A 17,542-nucleotide genomic window follows, 5' to 3' on the forward strand; every position below is an offset into this window, starting at 1 on the left:
CCTGCGGCCGATACTAGGACGACCGTGCTTCCGGGCCCATGTGCGGAACGTCACGCATGGCCCAGCATAACCATGCAGCCGACTGTAGCAATCGACGAATCCCCCGCCCCGACCGTCCCGAGCCACCCCCGGACCCCGGCGGGCCCGGCCGTCCCACCCGCCACCGGCGGGCCCGACCCCCGCACCCGCCCCGGCCGCCGGGCCGACCCCGTCAGCCGACCTGTGCGCCGATCAGCACGCCCAGCAGGTACGTCACCGCGGCCGCCGCCCCGCCCAGCACCAGCTGCCGCAGCCCGCTGTACCACCAGGTCCGCGCCGTCACCCGGGCGACCACCGCGCCGCAGAGGAAGAGCCCGCCCATCGAGAGCAGCAGCGCCGGCAGCAGCGAGGTCGCGCCCAGCAGGTACGGCAGCAGCGGCAGCAGCGCGCCGACCGCGAAGCAGACGAACGAGGAGCCGGCCGCGACCCACGGCGAGGGCAGGTCGTTGGGGTCCACGCCCAGTTCCTCCCGCGCATGGACCTCCAGCGTCCGGTCCGGATCGGCGGAGAGCTGCCGGGCCACCTCGTAGGCCAGCGCCGGGTCGACCCCGCGCGCGGTGTACAGCTGGGCCAGCTCGGCCAGCTCGCCCTGCGGGTTGCGGCGCAGCTCCAGCCGCTCGGCCTCGATCTCCGCCTGCACCAGCTCGCGCTGGGAGGCCACCGAGGTGTACTCCCCCGCCGCCATCGAGCAGGCGCCGGCCGCCAGACCGGCCAGGCCGGTGAGCACCACCGTGCCGCTGGAGACCGCGCCGCCGACCACGCCGGTCATCAGCGCGACGTTGGAGACCAGCCCGTCCATCGCGCCGAACACCGCCGGGCGCAGCCAGCCGCCGTTCACATCACGGTGGTGCCCGGCGGCGGGCACGCGGGGGTGCTGCCCGGCCTCGGGTTCAAGGGTGGTCACGCTCACGGTCTGGGGCCTCCGTCCGATGGTCCGACGACCTGAACGTATCCCTCCTGACCTGCGGACTTCCAGCAAAGTAAGGCTTCCCGAACACGCCACCGGCCGCCCTCCGGGAAAGCCCGGAGAGCGGCCGGTGGCCACGGAAACCGCTGGTCAGGTGAGGTTCTTGGCGTTCTTGTCGGCGCTCTCGGAGTCGGCCTCGGCCGGCTCGGCGGCCGGCTTTCCGTCCGAGGGGCGAGACGGCGCGGGGCTCCGGTCCGGGGAGTCCGCGGCGGTCGCGGCCTCCGAGGTCCCGGCGGTCCCGGCCTCGGTGGCCTCGGCAGTCCCCGTGGTCCCCGCCTTGGCCTCGGCGGCCTCGGCGGCCTCGGCCTCGGCGGTGGCGGTCGGGTCGATGCTCGCCGGGTCCTCCCGGCCGGGGTGCCGCTTGCCGACGATCACGAAGGCCGCGACGGCGGCGATGAAGACCACGATCGCCACCCAGTCGTTGAGCCGCAGCCCGAAGAAGGTGTGCGCCTCGTCGATCCGCAGCCACTCGGTCCAGAACCGGCCGACCGTGTACGCGGCCACGTAGAGCGCGAAGGCCCGGCCGTGGCCGAGGGTGAACCGGCGGTCCGCCCAGATCACCAGCACCGCGACGCCCACGCACCAGAGCGACTCGTAGAGGAAGGTCGGGTGGTAGATCCCGGTGACCACCTGGCCGTTCGGCAGCGTCTTGTCGATCTCCAGGCCCCACGGCAGCGTGGTCTCCCGGCCGTAGAGCTCCTGGTTGAACCAGTTGCCCCAGCGGCCGAGCGCCTGGGCCAGCGCGATGCCCGGCGCGATCGCGTCGGCGTACGCGGGCAGCGGCACCCCCCGGCGGCGGGCGCCGATCCAGGCACCGACCGCGCCGAGCGCGATGGCGCCCCAGATCCCGAGGCCGCCCTCCCAGATCTTGAAGGCGTTCCAGGGGTTCTTCCCCTCGCCGAAGTAGAGCTGGTTGTCGGTGATCACGTGGTAGAGCCGGCCGCCGACCAGGCCGAACGGCACGGCCCAGACGGCGATGTCACCGACGGTGTGCTTGCCACCGCCCCGGGCGACCCAGCGCTTGCTGCCGAGCCAGACGGCGACGACGACACCGAGGATGATGCAGAAGGCGTAGGCGCGCAGCGGGATCGGTCCGAGATCGATGACGCCCCGCGACGGGCTGGGAATGTAGGCGATATCCATGGCAGCTCCGACGCTACAGGGTCGGCGGCCCGCCCCGGGCACCCCGTGGGTCACAGATCCCGAACAACAGGGCGGGCCCCCGGCCGCCGGACCGCCGCCGGACGTGCCGCCGCCCGCTCCGGACGGGGAGCGGGCGGCGGCGAGGTCGGCCGCTGCCGGGTTCGGCCGGTACCGGGTTCAGCCGGCCTTCGGCGACGGGTTGTTGCTCGCCGGGGCGGTACCGCTGGGCGCCGGTGACTGCCCGTGCGAGCCCGGCGTCCCGAGCTTCTTGCCCTGGTTGGCGGCGTCCACCCACTTCACCAGGTTCTCCGGGGTGATCTCCTCGGCGCCGTTCTTCGGGTAGATCGGCTGGCCGTTGAGCAGTACCGTCGGCGTCGACTTGTAGCTGGACTTGTCGAAGTCCTGCTGCACCGCGGACACCCAGCCGCCGAAGGTGTTGTCGTTGACGCAGGCCTCGAAGGCGGGGGTGTCCAGGCCGTCGACCTGCTTGGCCAGGTTGATCAGGGTGGCCTTGTCGCCGAAGGCGTCGCTGGTCTCGTCCGGCTGGTTGCGGTAGAGCACGTCGTGGTAGTCCCGGAAGTGCCCGGCCTCCTGGGCGCAGCCCAGCGCGTTGGCCCCGTACTTGGAGCCCTTGCCGGGCACGGCCCGGTCGATGAACGAGACGATGTGGTAGTTGGTGTAGATCTTGCCCGCGTCTTCCAACTGGTCGATGGTCGAGGTGAACTCGCGCTCGAAGGTGCCGCAGGCGGGGCAGCGCGGGTCCTCGTAGACGGTGAGCACGGAGGGGGCGTCGGCCGCGCCGACCGGGACGACCAGGTTCTTGTCGCCGATCGTGCCGGCCGGCGCGGCGGTCGGGGTCTCCGGCTTGGAGCGCTCGTTCTGCACCACGACGCCGGTGACCACGGCGGCGGCGATCACCGCCAGCACCACCCCGCCGATGACCAGCTTCTTCCTGCGCCGGTCGCGGGCCTCGTCGGCCACCCGCTCCGCCTGCATCCGCTCGCGGGCGGTGCGCTTGCCTTCTCGGTTCTTCTCGCTCATTGCCTTGACATCCACCATCGGGAAAAGGGGTGTGGGGGTGGGTGGTGGCGGCGCTCAGGCCGCCAGCCAGCCGTCCACCGAGAACTTGGTGCGGGGGCGCCAGATCAGCCAGCCGGCCAGGAGCAGGAACCCGGTGTCGCGCAGGATCTCCTGCAGGTACTCGGTCTGCGAGGCGTCGACCGCCCCACCGCCGCCGAAGCAGCCGCAGTCGATCGAGATGCCGCGGGCCCAGGCCGAGGCGATCCCGGCGATGAAGCCGAGCAGCAGCAGCGCCGAGACGCCCGCGACCAGCCGGACGCCGAGACCGATCAGCAGCAGCAGCGCGAGCGCCAGCTCCAGGAAGGGCAGGGCGTAGCCGACCGGTTTGACCAGCGATTCGGGCAGGATCTCGTAGGCGCGCACGGCCTGGGCCGCCTCGGCCGGGTCCGCGATCTTGGCCAGTCCGGCCCACCCCCAGACCACCGCCAGGCCCAGCCGGGCGGCGGTGCCGATCCATTGCGTCCAGGCCGGCCACGGGCGCCGGGCCGCCTGCCCGGTCTCGCTGAGGTGCGCTGCCGGGCCGGCCATCGGGAAACCCCCCTCGGGAAACACGTTCACTTCCTGATGAACCGTAAGGGAGGAAGGGCGGTTCCTCCATATTCAGGAATTAAGCCGTATGGGTGACATCTGATGACGGTCTGCCCGAATATGTTCTAGTGCCCGTTCGGATCGCAGCCCGGCGGCCGCCCCGGGTCGTGGAGGTCCGGCCGGCCCTCGCGCGCCGAGCGCGTCGCCCGCGCCACCGCGTCCACCCGGGCCGCCTCGGCGCAGACGTACGCGTCCCGCTCGGCCCGCTCCGCGCCCCGCCTGGCCAGTGCCTGGCCGACCGCGGTGTCCGCCCCGACGGCCGCGGTCAGGGCCAGCACGGCGGCCGCCGCCCGCAGCAGGACGGCTCGCTGCAGACCCGGCACCGGCGGACCCCTTTCCGTTCGCTCCACGCCCCCGTACACGGGGTGCGTGCACTCGTCCCTCCACTCAACGCCGGTCAACCCCACCTGATGCGTCGGGGCCGCACTGTTCACCCGTTCGGGTCCGGCCCGGGAACGCCGACGGCCCGCCGCCCCCGGGGAGGGGGCGACGGGCCGTCACGAGCGGGCGCCTACCGGCGGCGGACCCCCTGGGCCAGCTCGCCGGCCAGGGCGCGGACGGCCGCCAGCGCGGCCGGCTCGTCCCCGTCGGCGTCCAGGATCCGCTGGACGAAGGCCGAGCCGACGATCACACCGTCCGCGAAGGCGGCCACCTCGGCGGCCTGGGCCGCGGTCGAGACGCCGAGGCCGACGCAGACCGGCAGCTCGGTGGTGGCCCTGGTCCGGGCGACCAGGTCCTCGGCGAGGTTGCCGACCCGGGCCCGGGTCCCGGTCACCCCCATCACCGCCGCCGCGTAGACGAAGCCGGAGCCCGCCGCGGTGACCTCGGCCAGCCGCTTGTCCTGGCTGCTCGGAGCGACCACGAACACGGTGTCCAGGCCGTGCTCGGCCGCCGCCTTGCGCCACTCCCCGGACTCCTCGACCGGCAGGTCCGGCAGGATGCAGCCGGCCCCGCCGGCGGCGGCCAGGTCGGCGGCGAACCGGGCGGTGCCGTAGCGGTCGACCGGGTTCCAGTAGGTCATCACCAGCACCGCCGCCCCGGGGTGCGCGGTGGCCACCTCCTGGACGGTGCGCAGCACGTCCTTGATCTTCACGCCGGCCCGCAGCGCGATGTCGTCGGCGGTCTGGATGGTCGGGCCGTCCAGGACCGGGTCGGAGTGCGGCAGGCCGACCTCGACGATGTCGCAGCCGCCCTCGATCAGCGCGTTGACGGCGCGCACGCCGCCGTCCACGGTGGGGAAGCCGGCCGGCAGGTAGCCGATCAGCGCGGCGCGGTTCTCCGCCTTGGCCGCGGCCAGGACGTCACTGAGCTTCGAAGCCATGGTCACTTACCCCCGTTGCCGGCGCCGTCGCCCGCGTTGTCGGCAGGCCCGTCGCCGGCGGCCCCGTGGTCGGCGGCCGCGGTGCCGGCGGCCTCGTCGTACAGGCCGAAGTACTCGGCCGCGGTGTGCATGTCCTTGTCGCCGCGCCCGGAGAGCGAGACCAGGATGGTGGCCTCCGGCCCGAGCTCGCGGCCCAGCTCCAGCGCGCCGGCCAGCGCGTGGGCGCTCTCGATGGCCGGGATGATGCCCTCGGTGCGGGAGAGCAGCCGCAGCGCCCGCATGGCGGCGTCGTCGGTGACGGGGCGGTACTCGGCCCGGCCGGTGTCCTTCAGCCAGGCGTGCTCCGGACCGACGCCCGGGTAGTCCAGACCCGCCGAGATGGAGTGCGACTCGATGGTCTGGCCGTCCTCGTCCTGCAGGACGTAGGTGCGCGAGCCGTGCAGCACACCCGGGTCGCCCTTGGTGAGGGTGGCCGCGTGCTTCGGGGTCTCGGCGCCCTCGCCGGCCGCCTCGCAGCCGATCAGGCGCACCCCGGCGTCCGGGATGAACTCGTGGAAGATGCCCATCGCGTTGGAGCCGCCGCCGACACAGGCGACCACGGCGTCCGGCAGCCGGCCGGTCCGCTCCAGCACCTGCTCGCGGGCCTCGACGCCGATGACCCGGTGGAAGTCGCGGACCATCATCGGGAACGGGTGCGGCCCGGCCACGGTGCCGAACAGGTAGTGGGTGGAGTCCACGTTGGCGACCCAGTCGCGGAACGCCTCGTTGATGGCGTCCTTGAGGGTGCGGCTGCCGGAGGTGACGGCCACCACCTCGGCGCCGAGCATCCGCATCCGGGCGACGTTCAGCGCCTGGCGCCGCGTGTCGACCTCGCCCATGTAGATGGTGCAGTCGAAGCCGAACAGCGCGCAGGCGGTGGCGGTGGCCACGCCGTGCTGGCCGGCGCCGGTCTCGGCGATGATCCGGGTCTTGCCCATCCGGCGGGTCAGCAGCGCCTGGCCCAGCACGTTGTTGATCTTGTGCGAGCCGGTGTGGTTGAGGTCCTCGCGCTTGAGCAGGACGCGCGCGCCGCCCGCCTCGGCGGAGAAGCGGTGCACGTCGGTCAGCGGGCTGGGGCGGCCGGTGTAGTCCTTGAGCAGCCCGTCCAGTTCGGCCGCGAAGGCCGGGTCGGCCTTGGCCTTCTCGTACTCCTCGGCGACCTGCTCGACGGCGGCGACCAGCGCCTCCGGGATGAAGCGGCCCCCGTAGGCGCCGAAGTAACCGCGGGCGTCCGGCACCTCGGCGCCGGGCAGGTAGTCCTTCTCGGACATGGTGGAGATCCTTCTCGCAGATGACGGCAGTGACGTCGGAACGGCTGGTTCAGCCGTGCGTCCCGCGCCATCGGCGACCCGGCACCTGCCCGGGCTCGCAGCCGATCACGTAGCGCACCCGCCTGCCCAGCACCCGGCGCGCGGGCGCGCGGCAGCCGCGCGGGCGGCAGCCGGGAGCGAGACGGGAGGCGAGTTTCATGGCGGCGGGGTCAGTCCTTGTGCCGGAGGGCGGGGTGGGCACCGGCCGCGACCAGGTCGGCCACGGCGGCGCGCGGGTCCCGGCCGGTCACCAGGGTCTCGCCGACCAGCACCGCGTCGGCGCCGAGGTTGGCGTAGGAGATCACGTCCAGCGGGCCGCGCACACCGGACTCGGCGATCTTGACGATGCCGTCCGGGATCGCGTGGACCACGTTGCCGAAGGTGTTGCGGTCCACCTCCAGGGTCTTGAGGTTGCGGGCGTTGACACCGATGATCTTCGCACCGGCGTCCACCGCGCGGGCGATCTCCTCCTCGTCGTGCACCTCGACCAGCGGGGTGAGGCCGATCGACTCGGCACGCTCGATCAGCGACACCAGGGCCGGCTGGTCGAGGGCGGCGACGATCAGCAGCGCGAGGTCGGCGCCGTGCGCGCGGGCCTCCCAGAGCTGGTAGGCGGTGACGATGAAGTCCTTGCGCAGCAGCGGGGTGTCCACCGCCGCGCGGACGGCGTCCAGGTCCGCGAGCGAGCCGCCGAAGCGGCGCTGCTCGGTCAGCACGCTGATCGCGGCGGCGCCGCCGGCCGCGTAGTCGGCCGCCAGGGCGGCCGGGTCGGCGATCGCGGCCAGTGCGCCCTTGGACGGGCTGGAGCGCTTGACCTCGCAGATCACCCGCACACCGTCGCCCTTGAGCGCGGCGACGCCGTCCTTGGCGTCCGGGGCCTTGGCGGCGAGCTCCTTGAGCGCGTCCAGCGAGACCCGGGCCTGCCGCTCGGCGAGGTCCTCACGGACCCCTTCGATGATCGTGTCGAGCACACTCACGCGAGCGCCCCCATCAGTTCTGCTAGTTCTGCTAGCGAGGAGCCGGACGGCCAATGGGCCCGCCGGCCCTTCGATGGTATCGGCACCGGGGAGCGCGGGGCGCATCCGCCCGGCGCGCGTCTCGCGGTACGGACGCCCCCACCCCGCCCCCCAACTGCGGCTTCACCGCGCGCACACGGTGCCGGGGCTCAGATCAGGGGCGGCGCCAGGCCCGCGCCGACCGGCAGGTTGCGCACCACCGTGAACACCAGGAGCAACAGGCCGACCAGCACCCAGCGGCGGGCGCCGAGCGCGATCCGGGGCGCCGCGCCGCCGGTCACCGCGGCCCAGACCCAGCGCACCCAGAGCACCGCCAGCACCGCGAAGAGCAGCACCGCGGGCGCGTTGTCGTGCAGGGCACCGCTGAGGTCGCCGTGGGCGAGGGCGTGCACGCAGCGCAACCCGCCGCAGCCCGGGCACCACCAGCCGGTGGCGGTCAGGAACGGGCAGGCCGGGTAGTGGCCCGGGGCGTTCGGGTCCACCACCGCGAGGTAGACGGTGGGGACGGTCACCGCGGCCAGGGCGGCCAGCGGCGGACCGAGCCGGCGCAGCACGGGCGGCCGGGCGGAGGCGATGGGGGCGGCGTTCACGCCCACGATTGTGCCGGTCCGGCGCGCCCGGTGGGCGAAACGAAACGACCGGGTCGAACGGACCGGAGCGCCGGGAACGCGGAACGGCGGGCAGGGCGCCCGCCGTTCGGCCGTACGAGGGGTGGTGCGTCAGGCGGTGACGGCGGCGGCCGCGGCGGCGCGCTCCTCGCGGGTCTCGACGTGCGGGCTGGGCTGCTTGCCCATGCCGGCCATCGACATCGCCTTGCCGACCACGCCGCCGATCACGACGACCGCCAGGCCGCCCCAGACCACCGGCACCGACGGGAGGATCATCGCCACGCCCGCGATCGCGAAGCCGACGAAGGAGATGGTCACGCCGGTCCAGGCGGCGGGGTTGTGGCCGTGTGCTGCTGCCGACATCTGCGGTGCTCCTTGGTTCTCCGGGGCCCTGCCGGGCCTGCGCGGCCCCTGGCGGGTTGACGTGTTCCATTGTGCCGGGCCACACACCGCCACCCCAAAGGGGGTGCTCGTCTATCGGGTCACACCGACACGGCGGCCCGCGGCGGCCGCGCGGTCGGTCCCGGTCAGACCGCGGTCGGGTCCTCGCCCCGGTCCAGCGCCTTCCAGAGGTCCGCCGGGCTCTCCGCGGCCTTCGCCGGTGCCTTCCGGGTCGGCGCGTCGTAGCGGCTGCCCATGGCCGGCCAGCTCCGCCCGTACCGGACGACCAGCAGCCCGGCCAGGGCCAGCAGCAGCCCGCCGACCAGGGCCACCCAGGGCCAGCCGGTGTGGCCGACCTCCGTGGCGGTGGTGCCGGAGAGCGCGAGCTTGCGGGCCGCCTCGCTGTCCAGCGCGGCGCTGTCGCCCGCCCCGGCGGCCGCGGTCGCGGCCGCCCCGAGGCCGGCCAGCAGGGTGAGCGCGCCGACCGCGATCCGTCCGGCGCCGCGCACCGCGAACACCGCGAGGGCCGCCGCCATCGCCACCAGGGCCAGCCCGCCGGGCAGCTCGGAGATCCGGCTGCCGGTGACGGACACCTCCAGCGTCCCGGCGGCCGAGTCGGCCACCCGGCCGTCGGCCCAGACCCGGCCGACGGCGGTGAGGACCAGCACCGCGCCCAGCAGGGTCGACAGCAGCATCAGGCCGAGCGTCCGCCGCCCGGGCTTCGCGGGGGCGGCGGAAACGGCTTCGGCACGGGACTGGCTAGGAACGCTCACCCGTCCACTATCCCCCGCCCGACGCCCGGCTCCGCACCCGGGGTCGGCGACTCGACCGGGAAGTCGTCGGTCCGCAGCACCAGGGTCCGCTCCGCCAGCGGCAGGAAGAGATCGTTGCCGAACGGCACCCGCTCCGCCTCCCGGTAGGTGCCGCCCGGCTGCGGTGCGCCGTACACCGTGCAGGCCGCCGCCACCGGGTCCACCAGCACGTACAGCGGGATCCCGCACTCCGCGTAGAAGCGGTGCTTGCGGACGAAGTCGTCGTCCTGCTGGAACCGCGGCACGGCCTCCAGCACCACCTCCAGGTCGCGCCACCCGAACCGGCCCCGGTCACCGGGGCGCGCGCCCGGGGCGACCAGGGCCACGTCCGGCGCGTAGCCGTACCGCGCGGACGGGAAGTCCACGACGGCCTCCGTGAGCACCGTGCCGTGCCCGGCCGACTGCTCCCCGGCCTGCGCGGCGACGGCCCGTGCGATCGCCGCCGACGCGGCCGTGCGCGGCGTCATGGTGACCTTCCCGGCGGTGATCTCCACCCGGTGGCCGGGCGGCAGCCGCACTCCCGCCAGGACGTCCCAGGCCGACCCGGTGAACTGCCGCTCGTCCGGCATGGTGGCCTCCCGGTCCCTAGAGCGTCGGCGTGCGCAGGGTGTTGGCGGTGGCCACGGCCCGCAGGACGGCGGCGGCCTTGTTGCGGCACTCGGTGTCCTCGCCGTGCGGGTCCGAGTCGGCGACCACGCCCGCACCCGCCTGGACGTAGGCGGTGCCGTCGCGCAGCACGGCGGTGCGGATGGCGATCGCGGTGTCGGAGTCCCCGGCGAAGTCCAGGTACCCGACGCAGCCGCCGTACAGACCACGGCGGGTGGGCTCCAGCTCCTCGATGATGCGCATCGCGCGCGGCTTCGGCGCGCCGGAGAGCGTCCCGGCCGGGAAGCAGGCGGTCAGCACGTCGAACGCGCTCCGGCCGGGCGCCACCTTGCCGGTGACCGTCGACACGATGTGCATGACGTGGCTGTACCGCTCGATCTGCATGAAGTCGACCACCTCGACGCTGCCCGGCTCGCAGACCCGTCCGAGGTCGTTGCGGCCCAGGTCCACCAGCATCAGGTGCTCGGCCCGCTCCTTCGGGTCGGCGAGCAGCTCGGCGGCCAGCTCGGCGTCCTCGTGCGGGGTGGCGCCGCGGTGCCGGGTGCCGGCGATCGGGTGCAGCATCGCCTCGCCCTCGGTGACCTTGACCAGGGCCTCGGGGCTGGAGCCGACCACGTCGAAGCCGCCCTCGGCGGCGCCGTCCGGGCCGGGGAAGCGGAACAGGTACATGTACGGGCTGGGGTTGGTGGTGCGCAGCACCCGGTAGACGTCCAGCGCGGAGGCCGGGCAGGGCGCCTCGAACCGCTGCGAGGGCACCACCTGGAAGGCCTCGCCGGCCCGGATCCGCTCCTTGATCTCCTCCACGACCGCCCGGTACGGCTCCCCGCCGAAGGGCGAGCGGACCTCCCCGGGGCCGGACGGGGTGAAGGTGGCGAGCCCCGGGTCGACCGGCTTGAGCAGGTCGGCCTCCATCGCGTCGAGGCGGGCCACCGCGTCCGCGTAGGCCTCGTCGACGCCGCTGGCCAGGTCGTTGTGGTTGACCGCGTTGGCGATCAGCAGCACCGTGCCGTCGGCGTGGTCGAGCACCGCGAGGTCGGTGGCGAGCAGCATGGTGAGCTCGGGCAGCCGCAGGTCGTCCGGGTTGAGGTCGGGCAGCTTCTCCAGCCGGCGGACGATGTCGTAGCCGAGGTAGCCGACCAGGCCGCCGGTCAGCGGGGGCAGGCCGTCGTCGGTGCGGCGCGGGGTGTGCAGCGCCTCCAGCGCGGCGCGCAGCACCTGGAGCGGGTCGCCGCCGGTGGGGATGCCGACCGGCGGGGCGCCGAGCCAGTGGGCCTCGCCGTCGGCGTCGGCGGTCAGGGTGGCGGCGCTGCGCACGCCCACGAAGGAGTAGCGGGACCAGCTGCGTCCCTGCTCCGCGGACTCCAGCAGGAAGGTGCCGGGGCGCTCGCCGGCCAGGCTGCGGTAGAGACCGATCGGGGTGAGGCCGTCCGCGAGGAGCCTGCGGGTGACCGGGATGACCCGGGTGTCGACGGCGAGCTTGCGGAAGGCTTCGAGGTCCATGGCGGGCGGCACCTTCTGGTCGTGGTGAGCTGTGGGGGTCAGGCGAGCGGGAGCACGTCGGCGTCGAAGCAGGTGCGGTCGCCGGTGTGGCAGGCGGCGCCGCTCTGGTCGACCTTGACGAGCAGGGTGTCGCCGTCGCAGTCCAGCGCGACCGAGGTGACCCGCTGGACGTGGCCCGAGGTGTCGCCCTTCACCCAGTACTCCTGGCGGCTGCGGCTCCAGTAGGTGCAGCGGCCGGTGGTGAGGGTGCGGTGCAGCGCCTCGTCGTCCATCCAGCCCAGCATCAGCACCTCGCCGGTGTCGTACTGCTGCGCGATGGCCGGGAGGAGACCGTCGGCGGTGCGCTTGAGCCGGGCGGCGATCCCGGGAGCCAGGGCGGTCGAGCCGGGGACGGCGGGTGTGGTGGACATGGGGCCATTGTGTCAGTCCGGCCCGGCCCGCCGGGCCGCCGTCCGGATCGCGGCGGCGGCCCTCGGGACGGCGGGCGGACGGCTCACGGCCGCTCGCAGCCCGGCGGCCAGATCCGGTGGACGAACAGTCCGGCCCGCCCGGCCAGTTCGGCGACCCGGGCCGGCTCACCGCCGGGCTCGCCGTCCCAGACCGCGATCACCTCGTCGACCATGCCGACCAGGGCGCGCGCGGTGTCGTCGCCGAGACCGCCGTGCTCGACGGCGGCGAGCCGGTGGATGGCGTTGGCCTCGTTCATCAGCCGCAGCCGGGTGCCCCGGTGCTCGTCGTCGGCGCGGCCCACCAGCGGTGCCCCGGCGGGGACGATCACCTCCAGCTTGCCGCCGTGATCCAGCACGGAACGGGCGAACCAGCTCTCCGGGCCCTCGTCGGCGCAGGTGACGCCGACCAGTTCGTAGGCGCCGTAGGTGGTGATCAGCTTCCAGAGGTCCCCGCGGACCAGCATCTCGGTGATGCCCCCCGACAGGCCCCGGTGACCGGTGATTCCGACGCGCATCCGCAACTCCTGGGATCGTGTCGTGCCGGGGCGAGCCTAGCCGACCACGGCGGGCCCACCCCGGCGGGCCGCCCCCGCTCCCGGCCCGCCGCGCCGGCCCGGTCTGCTCGTACGAGTTGTGCCAACCGGCTGCCACGGGGCCCCGGAGTGGGCCATTCTCGTGGCCATGACCTCCGAGCAGCCGCCCGAAGCCGCCGCCTCCCGTCCGTCGCGGGGCCTGGTCCTCGCCGTCTCGGCCGTACTGGCCGTGCTGCTCGCGGTGGTGGCCACCGTGCTGCTCTGGCCGGAGACGAAGCCGGCCGCGCTGCCGCCGCCGCCCGCCCCCAGCACGACCACCGCGACCCCCACGCCCACCCCGACACCCACCCCGACACCGACCAGGGTGGTGCCGTACACCTTCTTCCCGGTGGGCTCCTGCTTCGACCACCCGCAGCTGAACAAGACGGTCACCAAGCCCGAGGCGCGGCCCTGCGAGGGCGAGCACGACGGCGAGGCGATCGCCGACCTGCTGCTCCCGGACGGGCTGACCGGCGACAGCCAGATCAGCAAGGCGATGCGGGAGGGCTGCCAGGCGGCGCAGGCCGCCGCCGAGGCGCGCCAGGGCGGCGGCGGCCCGTACTACGGCTACCCGTTCGGCCCGTCCACGGCCTTCTACCAGCAGGGCTGGCGGGACTTCACCTGCACGCTGACGGCGAGCAACCGCCCGGGCGGCGTCCGGCTCTCCGGCCACCTGCGCTGAGGACCGGCCCCGGGGCGACCGGCCCCGGGACACCGGCCGCCCCCTAGGCTTGCCGCATGTCGAACCATGCCCTCGCCGAGCGCCACCGGCTGGCCGAACTCCTCACCGCCGCCGGACCGGACGCGCCCACCCTCTGCGCCGGGTGGACCACCCGGGACCTCGCCGCCCACCTGGTGCTCCGTGAGCACCGCCCGGACGCCGCGGCCGGCATCCGGGGCGGCCCGCTGGCCGGCTGGACCCGCCAGGTGCAGAACGGCTACGCCGCGCGCCCCTACGAGGACCTGCTGCGCTCGTTCCGGGCCGGCCCGCCGCTGCTCTCGCCGTTCGCGCTGCCGGGGGCCGACGAGGCGGCGAACACCGTGGAGTACTTCGTGCACGCCGAGGACGTCCTCCGGGCGGGCGAATCGTGGCAGGCCCGGCCGGTGCCGTCCGGACGGGCCGAGGCGCTCTGGCGCCGCCTGCCGCTGATCGCCCGGCTGGAGGCGGGCCGGCGCTCCCCCGCCCGCCTGGAGCTGTGCCGCCCGGACGGACGGAGCGTGACGGTGGGCCCCACCGGCGCGCCGACGGTGCGGATCACCGGCGAGCCGGGCGAGCTGACGCTGTTCGTCCACGGGCGGGGCGCCCGGACCGAGCTGTCCGTGGACGGCCCGCCGGACGCCGTCGCCGCCCTGCACCACGTGTTCCCGCTGCCGCCGGTCCGGCCGTAGGAACGGTCGCGGCACAGGCCGGGAGGCGGTCGCGGGACAGGCCCGCGACCGCCCCGGCTGCGAATGTCGGTGGCGGGGTGCAGACTCGCATCGGGCCGGGAAGAGGCGCGACCGCGCCTGCGGAAAGCCGCCCGGCCGTCTGTCCCGTCGAAGGAGCACCACCTCATGCTCACCACCGACTTCCCCACCGGTTCGCCCTGCTGGATCGACCTCGGCAGCCCGGACCCGGCCGCCGCCGCCACCTTCTACGGCGCGGTGTTCGGCTGGACGTTCCAGGAGCTCGGCCCGGAGGCGGGCGGCTACGGCTTCCTCCAGGCGGAGGGCAGGACGGTGGGCGCGATCGGGCCGCTCACCGAGGAGGGCGCGCGGTCCGCCTGGACGACGTACTTCAAGACACCGGACGCCGAGGCCACCACCAAGTCCGTCGAACAGGCCGGCGGCACCGTCCGGGTCGCGCCGTTCGACGTGATGGACGCCGGGCGGATGGCCCAGCTGACCGACCCGCAGGGCGCCCCGTTCGCGATCTGGCAGGCCGGCGCGACCGTCGGCCTGGACGCGGTCTCCACCGACAACGCGCTGGTCTGGTCCGAACTGCACACCACCGACCAGGAGGCCGGGTTCGGCTTCTACCGGGCGGTGTTCGGCTGGCGCTCGGAGAAGTTCCCGGCCCCGGGGATGACCTACCTGGTGGTCTCCACCGCCGAGGGCGACCAGCAGGACACCAGCTTCGGCGGCATCGCCCCGGTCATGGGCGAGGGCCAAGCGCCCTCCTGGACGCCCTACTTCGCCACCGAGCAGGTGGACGAGCTGGCGCGCCGCGCCACGTCGACCGGCGGCACGGTGCTGATGCCCGCCGAGGACGTCCCGGAGGTCGGCCGGATCGCCTGGCTGGCGGACCCGTTCGGCGCGCCGTTCGCGCTGATCAAGGGCGAACCGCGGCAGGGCTCCTGAACGCCGCCGCCCGGTGCCGCCCGGAGCGCGGGCGGCACCGGGCGGCCGGGCGTCAGTGGTCCGGGCGGCAGTGGGCGACCGGGCGGCAGCGCACCCGGCGGCCGGAGGTCAGCGGACCGGGTGGCCGCTCTCCCGCAGCGCGTCCTTGACCTCGCCGATCCGCAGGTCCCCGAAGTGGAAGACGCTGGCGGCCAGCACGGCGTCGGCGCCCGCGTCCACCGCCGGGGCGAAGTCGGCGAGCTTGCCGGCCCCGCCGGAGGCGATGACCGGGACGGCGACGCTCTTCCGCACGGCCCGGATCAGCTCCAGGTCGTAGCCGTCCTTGGTGCCGTCCGCGTCCATCGAGTTGAGCAGGATCTCCCCCGCGCCCAGCTCGGCCGCGCGGCCCGCCCACTCGACGGCGTCCAGGCCGGTGCCCCGGCGCCCGCCGTGGGTGGTGACCTCGAAGCCCGAGGCGGTCTCGGTGCCCTCCGGGCAGCGCCGGGCGTCCACCGACAGCACCAGCACCTGGCGGCCGAAGCGCCGCGCGATCTCCCGGACCAGCTCCGGGCGGGCGATCGCCGCGGTGTTGACGCCCACCTTGTCGGCCCCGGCCCGCAGCAGCTTGTCCACGTCGTCGACGGCGCGGATGCCGCCGCCGACGGTGAGCGGGATGAAGACCTGCTCGGCGGTGCGGCGGACCACGTCGTAGGTGGTCTCGCGGTCGCCGGAGGAGGCGGTGATGTCGAGGAAGGTCAGCTCGTCGGCACCCTCGGCGTCGTAGAGCTTGGCCATCTCGACCGGATCCCCGGCGTCGCGCAGGTTCTGGAAGTTGACGCCCTTCACCACCCGGCCGGCGTCGACGTCCAGGCAGGGGATGACACGTACGGCGAGGGTCACGGCTGATTGCCTTCCAGAGTGCGTGCGAGCCCGGCGCGATAGGCGTCGAGTTCGACCTCGACCATCATCCGGGAGTCGATCAGGCCCCCGACCACCACCATGGTGGTCACCGGGCGGGCGGCGTCGAAGAGGGTGCGGTGGGCGCGGCCCACCTCCTCGGCGTCGCGGGCGTGGGTGATGTACATCCGGGTACGGACCACGTCGTCCGTCGTCAGTCCGTACGCGGCCAGGGCCTTGAGCCCGACGCCGAACGCGGCGAGGGTCTGCTGGTACGGGTCGCTCTCGTGCTCGACCTTCCCGTCCACCCAGGCGGTGGAGCCGGCCACGTGCACATGGTCTCCCGCGGCGACCGCCCGCGAGTAGCCGAACTCGTCCTCCCGAGGGGAGAACCCGGCCACCCGACCGCGTACGATCTGACGTTCCGTCATCCTGAAACCGCCTCCAGGGCCTCTTCGAGGGTGAACTTCTGCTCGTAGAGTGCCTTGCCCACGATGGCCCCCTCGACACCCTCGCCGACGAGGGTGGCGATGGCGCGCAGGTCGTCCAGCGAGGAGACGCCGCCGGAGGCGACCACCGGCTTGTCGGTGGCGGCGCAGACGTCGCGCAGCAGCTGCAGGTTGGGGCCGGTCAGGGTGCCGTCCCGGTTGACGTCGGTGACCACGTAGCGGGCGCAGCCCTCGGCGTCGAGGCGGGCCAGCACGTCGAAGAGCTGGCCGCCGTCGCGGGTCCAGCCGCGGCCGCGCAGGGTGGTGCCGACCACGTCCAGGCCGACGGCGATCTTGTCGCCGTGCTCGGCGATGACCTTGGCGACCCACTCGGGGCTCTCCAGGGCGGCGGTGCCGAGGTTGACCCGGGTGCAGCCGGTGGCCAGGGCCGCGGCCAGCGACTCGTCGTCGCGGATGCCGCCGGACAGCTCGACCTTGATGTCCAGCGCGGCGGTGACCTCACGGAGCAGGTCACGGTTGCCGCCGGTGCCGAAGGCGGCGTCCAGGTCGACCAGGTGGAGCCACTCCGCGCCGGCGTTCTGCCAGGCGAGGGCGGCGGCGAGCGGCTCGCCGAAGGAGGTCTCGGTGCCGGAGGCTCCCTTGACCAGGCGGACGGCCTGGCCGTCCCGGACATCGACGGCGGGAAGCAGTTCGAGGCGGCTCATGATGGTGACAACTCTCAGCTCGTCAGAGGGTGTTGACCCAGTTGGTCAGCAGGGCGGCGCCGGCGTCGCCGGACTTCTCGGGGTGGAACTGGGTGGCCCAGAGCGGGCCGTTCTCCACGGCCGCGACGAACGGCTGCCCGTGCGTGGCCCAGGTGACCAGCGGGGCGTGCAGCCGCGCGCTGTGGACCTCCAGCTCCCAGCGGCGCACCCCGTAGGAGTGCACGAAGTAGAACCGGGTGTCGGCGTCGAGACCGGCGAAGAGCCGGCTGCCCTCGGGGGCGTCGACGGTGTTCCAGCCCATGTGCGGGACGATCGGCGCGTCCAGCGGCTCGACGGTGCCCGGCCACTCGTCGCAGCCGGGGGTCTCCACGCCGTGCTCGACCCCCTTCTCGAAGAGGATCTGCATGCCGACGCAGATGCCCAGCACCGGGCGGCCCCCGGCGAGCCGGCGGCCGATGACCTGCTCGCCGCGGACGGCCTTCAGCCCGCGCATGCAGGCCTCGAAGGCCCCGACGCCGGGGACGAGCAGACCGTCCGCGTCCAGGGCGGTCCGGAAGTCCGACGTGACGGTGACGGTGGCGCCGGTGCGCTCGACGGCGCGCTGGGCCGAGCGGAGGTTGCCCGACCCGTAGTCGAGTACGACGACGTTCTTGCCCATGTTCAGGTGTCCAAGTCTCTCGGCTGTTCCGGACCGGCTCCGCGCGGCGCTCTCCGTGCGGAGCCGGTCCGTACGACGTGCTGT

23 protein-coding genes are annotated in these 17,542 nt (G+C 74.3%); 3 read left to right on the top strand and 20 right to left on the bottom strand.

The features are described from left to right. Nucleotides 1–211: 211 nt before the first annotated feature. From ACFXHB_RS10790 to ACFXHB_RS10865, 16 genes are all read right to left on the bottom strand, one after another. Nucleotides 212–943, bottom strand: coding sequence for a VIT1/CCC1 transporter family protein (locus ACFXHB_RS10790; RefSeq protein WP_380573593.1), 732 nt, complete (start codon nt 941–943; stop codon nt 212–214). Nucleotides 944–1,096: 153 nt separating this feature from the next. Continuing rightward, nucleotides 1,097–2,149: a prolipoprotein diacylglyceryl transferase gene (gene lgt / locus ACFXHB_RS10795; protein ID WP_380573594.1), complete on the bottom strand. Its 1,053-nt coding sequence runs from the start codon at nt 2,147–2,149 to the stop codon at nt 1,097–1,099. 177 nt (nt 2,150–2,326) lie between these two features. Beyond that, nucleotides 2,327–3,190 (bottom strand): DsbA family protein, encoded by an 864-nt coding sequence (locus ACFXHB_RS10800; RefSeq protein ID WP_380573595.1) that lies wholly within the window; start codon nt 3,188–3,190, stop codon nt 2,327–2,329. A 54-nt stretch (nt 3,191–3,244) separates the two neighbouring features. Then, nucleotides 3,245–3,757 carry a MauE/DoxX family redox-associated membrane protein gene (locus ACFXHB_RS10805; protein ID WP_380573597.1) on the bottom strand — a complete coding sequence of 171 codons (513 nt, stop codon included), beginning with the start codon at nt 3,755–3,757 and terminating at the stop codon, nt 3,245–3,247. 125 nt (nt 3,758–3,882) lie between these two features. Further along, nucleotides 3,883–4,140: a hypothetical protein gene (locus ACFXHB_RS10810; protein WP_380573598.1), complete on the bottom strand. Its 258-nt coding sequence runs from the start codon at nt 4,138–4,140 to the stop codon at nt 3,883–3,885. A gap of 188 nt (nt 4,141–4,328) precedes the next feature. Continuing rightward, nucleotides 4,329–5,138 (bottom strand): tryptophan synthase subunit alpha, encoded by an 810-nt coding sequence (gene trpA, locus ACFXHB_RS10815; RefSeq protein ID WP_380573599.1) that lies wholly within the window; start codon nt 5,136–5,138, stop codon nt 4,329–4,331. 2 nt (nt 5,139–5,140) lie between these two features. Continuing rightward, a complete protein-coding gene (trpB, locus tag ACFXHB_RS10820) occupies nt 5,141–6,448 on the bottom strand; it encodes a tryptophan synthase subunit beta (RefSeq protein ID WP_380573600.1) in 1,308 nt (435 codons plus the stop codon). A 49-nt stretch (nt 6,449–6,497) separates the two neighbouring features. Continuing rightward, nucleotides 6,498–6,647, bottom strand: coding sequence for a tryptophan biosynthesis modulator TrpM (trpM, locus tag ACFXHB_RS10825; protein WP_380573601.1), 150 nt, complete (start codon nt 6,645–6,647; stop codon nt 6,498–6,500). 10 nt (nt 6,648–6,657) lie between these two features. Then, nucleotides 6,658–7,464: an indole-3-glycerol phosphate synthase TrpC gene (gene trpC / locus ACFXHB_RS10830; protein ID WP_380573603.1), complete on the bottom strand. Its 807-nt coding sequence runs from the start codon at nt 7,462–7,464 to the stop codon at nt 6,658–6,660. Nucleotides 7,465–7,652: 188 nt separating this feature from the next. Further along, nucleotides 7,653–8,093: a DUF2752 domain-containing protein gene (locus ACFXHB_RS10835; RefSeq protein ID WP_380573605.1), complete on the bottom strand. Its 441-nt coding sequence runs from the start codon at nt 8,091–8,093 to the stop codon at nt 7,653–7,655. Nucleotides 8,094–8,222: 129 nt separating this feature from the next. Then, nucleotides 8,223–8,474 (bottom strand): HGxxPAAW family protein, encoded by a 252-nt coding sequence (locus ACFXHB_RS10840; protein WP_380573606.1) that lies wholly within the window; start codon nt 8,472–8,474, stop codon nt 8,223–8,225. A 164-nt stretch (nt 8,475–8,638) separates the two neighbouring features. Further along, nucleotides 8,639–9,265 (bottom strand): TIGR02234 family membrane protein, encoded by a 627-nt coding sequence (locus ACFXHB_RS10845; RefSeq protein WP_380573607.1) that lies wholly within the window; start codon nt 9,263–9,265, stop codon nt 8,639–8,641. Beyond that, nucleotides 9,262–9,873 (bottom strand): Uma2 family endonuclease, encoded by a 612-nt coding sequence (locus tag ACFXHB_RS10850; protein ID WP_380573609.1) that lies wholly within the window; start codon nt 9,871–9,873, stop codon nt 9,262–9,264. Before ACFXHB_RS10850 ends, ACFXHB_RS10845 begins: the two co-directional genes overlap by 4 nt. A gap of 16 nt (nt 9,874–9,889) precedes the next feature. Beyond that, complete coding sequence (locus ACFXHB_RS10855; protein WP_380573610.1) at nt 9,890–11,410, bottom strand: anthranilate synthase component I; 1,521 nt, start codon at nt 11,408–11,410, stop codon at nt 9,890–9,892. 38 nt (nt 11,411–11,448) lie between these two features. Further along, nucleotides 11,449–11,820, bottom strand: a complete 372-nt coding sequence (gene hisI / locus ACFXHB_RS10860) for a phosphoribosyl-AMP cyclohydrolase (protein WP_380573611.1) — start codon at nt 11,818–11,820, stop codon at nt 11,449–11,451. 83 nt (nt 11,821–11,903) lie between these two features. Then, entirely contained in the window at nt 11,904–12,374 is a 471-nt protein-coding gene (locus ACFXHB_RS10865; RefSeq protein ID WP_380573612.1) for a hypothetical protein, read from the bottom strand. Between the two features lie 166 nt (nt 12,375–12,540). Between ACFXHB_RS10865 and ACFXHB_RS10870 the strand changes: the two genes are divergently transcribed. From ACFXHB_RS10870 to ACFXHB_RS10880, 3 genes are all read left to right on the top strand, one after another. Beyond that, a complete protein-coding gene (locus ACFXHB_RS10870) occupies nt 12,541–13,113 on the top strand; it encodes a hypothetical protein (protein ID WP_380573613.1) in 573 nt (190 codons plus the stop codon). 56 nt (nt 13,114–13,169) lie between these two features. Further along, complete coding sequence (locus ACFXHB_RS10875; RefSeq protein WP_380573614.1) at nt 13,170–13,820, top strand: TIGR03085 family metal-binding protein; 651 nt, start codon at nt 13,170–13,172, stop codon at nt 13,818–13,820. 165 nt (nt 13,821–13,985) lie between these two features. After that, on the top strand, nt 13,986–14,771 hold the full coding sequence (locus tag ACFXHB_RS10880; RefSeq protein ID WP_380573615.1) for a VOC family protein: 786 nt from the start codon (nt 13,986–13,988) through the stop codon (nt 14,769–14,771). A 108-nt stretch (nt 14,772–14,879) separates the two neighbouring features. Here ACFXHB_RS10880 and hisF read toward each other — a convergent pair whose 3' ends face one another. The 4 genes from hisF to hisH are packed head-to-tail and all read right to left on the bottom strand — an operon-like array spanning nt 14,880 to nt 17,458. Beyond that, nucleotides 14,880–15,650 (bottom strand): imidazole glycerol phosphate synthase subunit HisF, encoded by a 771-nt coding sequence (gene hisF / locus ACFXHB_RS10885; RefSeq protein ID WP_380573616.1) that lies wholly within the window; start codon nt 15,648–15,650, stop codon nt 14,880–14,882. Further along, nucleotides 15,647–16,078, bottom strand: coding sequence for a Rid family hydrolase (locus ACFXHB_RS10890; protein WP_380573617.1), 432 nt, complete (start codon nt 16,076–16,078; stop codon nt 15,647–15,649). Before ACFXHB_RS10890 ends, hisF begins: the two co-directional genes overlap by 4 nt. Then, on the bottom strand, nt 16,075–16,800 hold the full coding sequence (gene priA / locus ACFXHB_RS10895) for a bifunctional 1-(5-phosphoribosyl)-5-((5-phosphoribosylamino)methylideneamino)imidazole-4-carboxamide isomerase/phosphoribosylanthranilate isomerase PriA (RefSeq protein WP_380573618.1): 726 nt from the start codon (nt 16,798–16,800) through the stop codon (nt 16,075–16,077). The genes ACFXHB_RS10890 and priA overlap by 4 nt, the downstream gene beginning before the upstream one ends. 22 nt (nt 16,801–16,822) lie before the next feature. Next, a complete protein-coding gene (gene hisH, locus ACFXHB_RS10900; protein WP_380573619.1) occupies nt 16,823–17,458 on the bottom strand; it encodes an imidazole glycerol phosphate synthase subunit HisH in 636 nt (211 codons plus the stop codon). Nucleotides 17,459–17,542: the final 84 nt, after the last annotated feature.

It is taken from the genome of Kitasatospora sp. NPDC059327 (assembly GCF_042752535.1).
GTDB lineage: Bacteria > Actinomycetota > Actinomycetes > Streptomycetales > Streptomycetaceae > Kitasatospora.

Excerpts from the sequence above, each read along its gene's own strand:
- lgt (WP_380573594.1), bottom strand. The coding sequence starts at position 2,149 with ATGGATATCGCCTACATTCCCAGCCCGTCGCGGGGCGTCATCGATCTC.
- ACFXHB_RS10800 (WP_380573595.1), bottom strand. The coding sequence starts at position 3,190 with ATGAGCGAGAAGAACCGAGAAGGCAAGCGCACCGCCCGCGAGCGGATG.
- ACFXHB_RS10805 (WP_380573597.1), bottom strand. The coding sequence starts at position 3,757 with ATGGCCGGCCCGGCAGCGCACCTCAGCGAGACCGGGCAGGCGGCCCGG.
- trpA (WP_380573599.1), bottom strand. The coding sequence starts at position 5,138 with ATGGCTTCGAAGCTCAGTGACGTCCTGGCCGCGGCCAAGGCGGAGAAC.
- trpB (WP_380573600.1), bottom strand. The coding sequence starts at position 6,448 with ATGTCCGAGAAGGACTACCTGCCCGGCGCCGAGGTGCCGGACGCCCGC.
- trpM (WP_380573601.1), bottom strand. The coding sequence starts at position 6,647 with ATGAAACTCGCCTCCCGTCTCGCTCCCGGCTGCCGCCCGCGCGGCTGC.
- ACFXHB_RS10840 (WP_380573606.1), bottom strand. The coding sequence starts at position 8,474 with ATGTCGGCAGCAGCACACGGCCACAACCCCGCCGCCTGGACCGGCGTG.
- ACFXHB_RS10850 (WP_380573609.1), bottom strand. The coding sequence starts at position 9,873 with ATGCCGGACGAGCGGCAGTTCACCGGGTCGGCCTGGGACGTCCTGGCG.
- ACFXHB_RS10855 (WP_380573610.1), bottom strand. The coding sequence starts at position 11,410 with ATGGACCTCGAAGCCTTCCGCAAGCTCGCCGTCGACACCCGGGTCATC.
- hisI (WP_380573611.1), bottom strand. The coding sequence starts at position 11,820 with ATGTCCACCACACCCGCCGTCCCCGGCTCGACCGCCCTGGCTCCCGGG.
- ACFXHB_RS10865 (WP_380573612.1), bottom strand. The coding sequence starts at position 12,374 with ATGCGCGTCGGAATCACCGGTCACCGGGGCCTGTCGGGGGGCATCACC.
- ACFXHB_RS10870 (WP_380573613.1), top strand. The coding sequence starts at position 12,541 with ATGACCTCCGAGCAGCCGCCCGAAGCCGCCGCCTCCCGTCCGTCGCGG.
- ACFXHB_RS10875 (WP_380573614.1), top strand. The coding sequence starts at position 13,170 with ATGTCGAACCATGCCCTCGCCGAGCGCCACCGGCTGGCCGAACTCCTC.
- ACFXHB_RS10880 (WP_380573615.1), top strand. The coding sequence starts at position 13,986 with ATGCTCACCACCGACTTCCCCACCGGTTCGCCCTGCTGGATCGACCTC.
- ACFXHB_RS10890 (WP_380573617.1), bottom strand. The coding sequence starts at position 16,078 with ATGACGGAACGTCAGATCGTACGCGGTCGGGTGGCCGGGTTCTCCCCT.
- priA (WP_380573618.1), bottom strand. The coding sequence starts at position 16,800 with ATGAGCCGCCTCGAACTGCTTCCCGCCGTCGATGTCCGGGACGGCCAG.
- hisH (WP_380573619.1), bottom strand. The coding sequence starts at position 17,458 with ATGGGCAAGAACGTCGTCGTACTCGACTACGGGTCGGGCAACCTCCGC.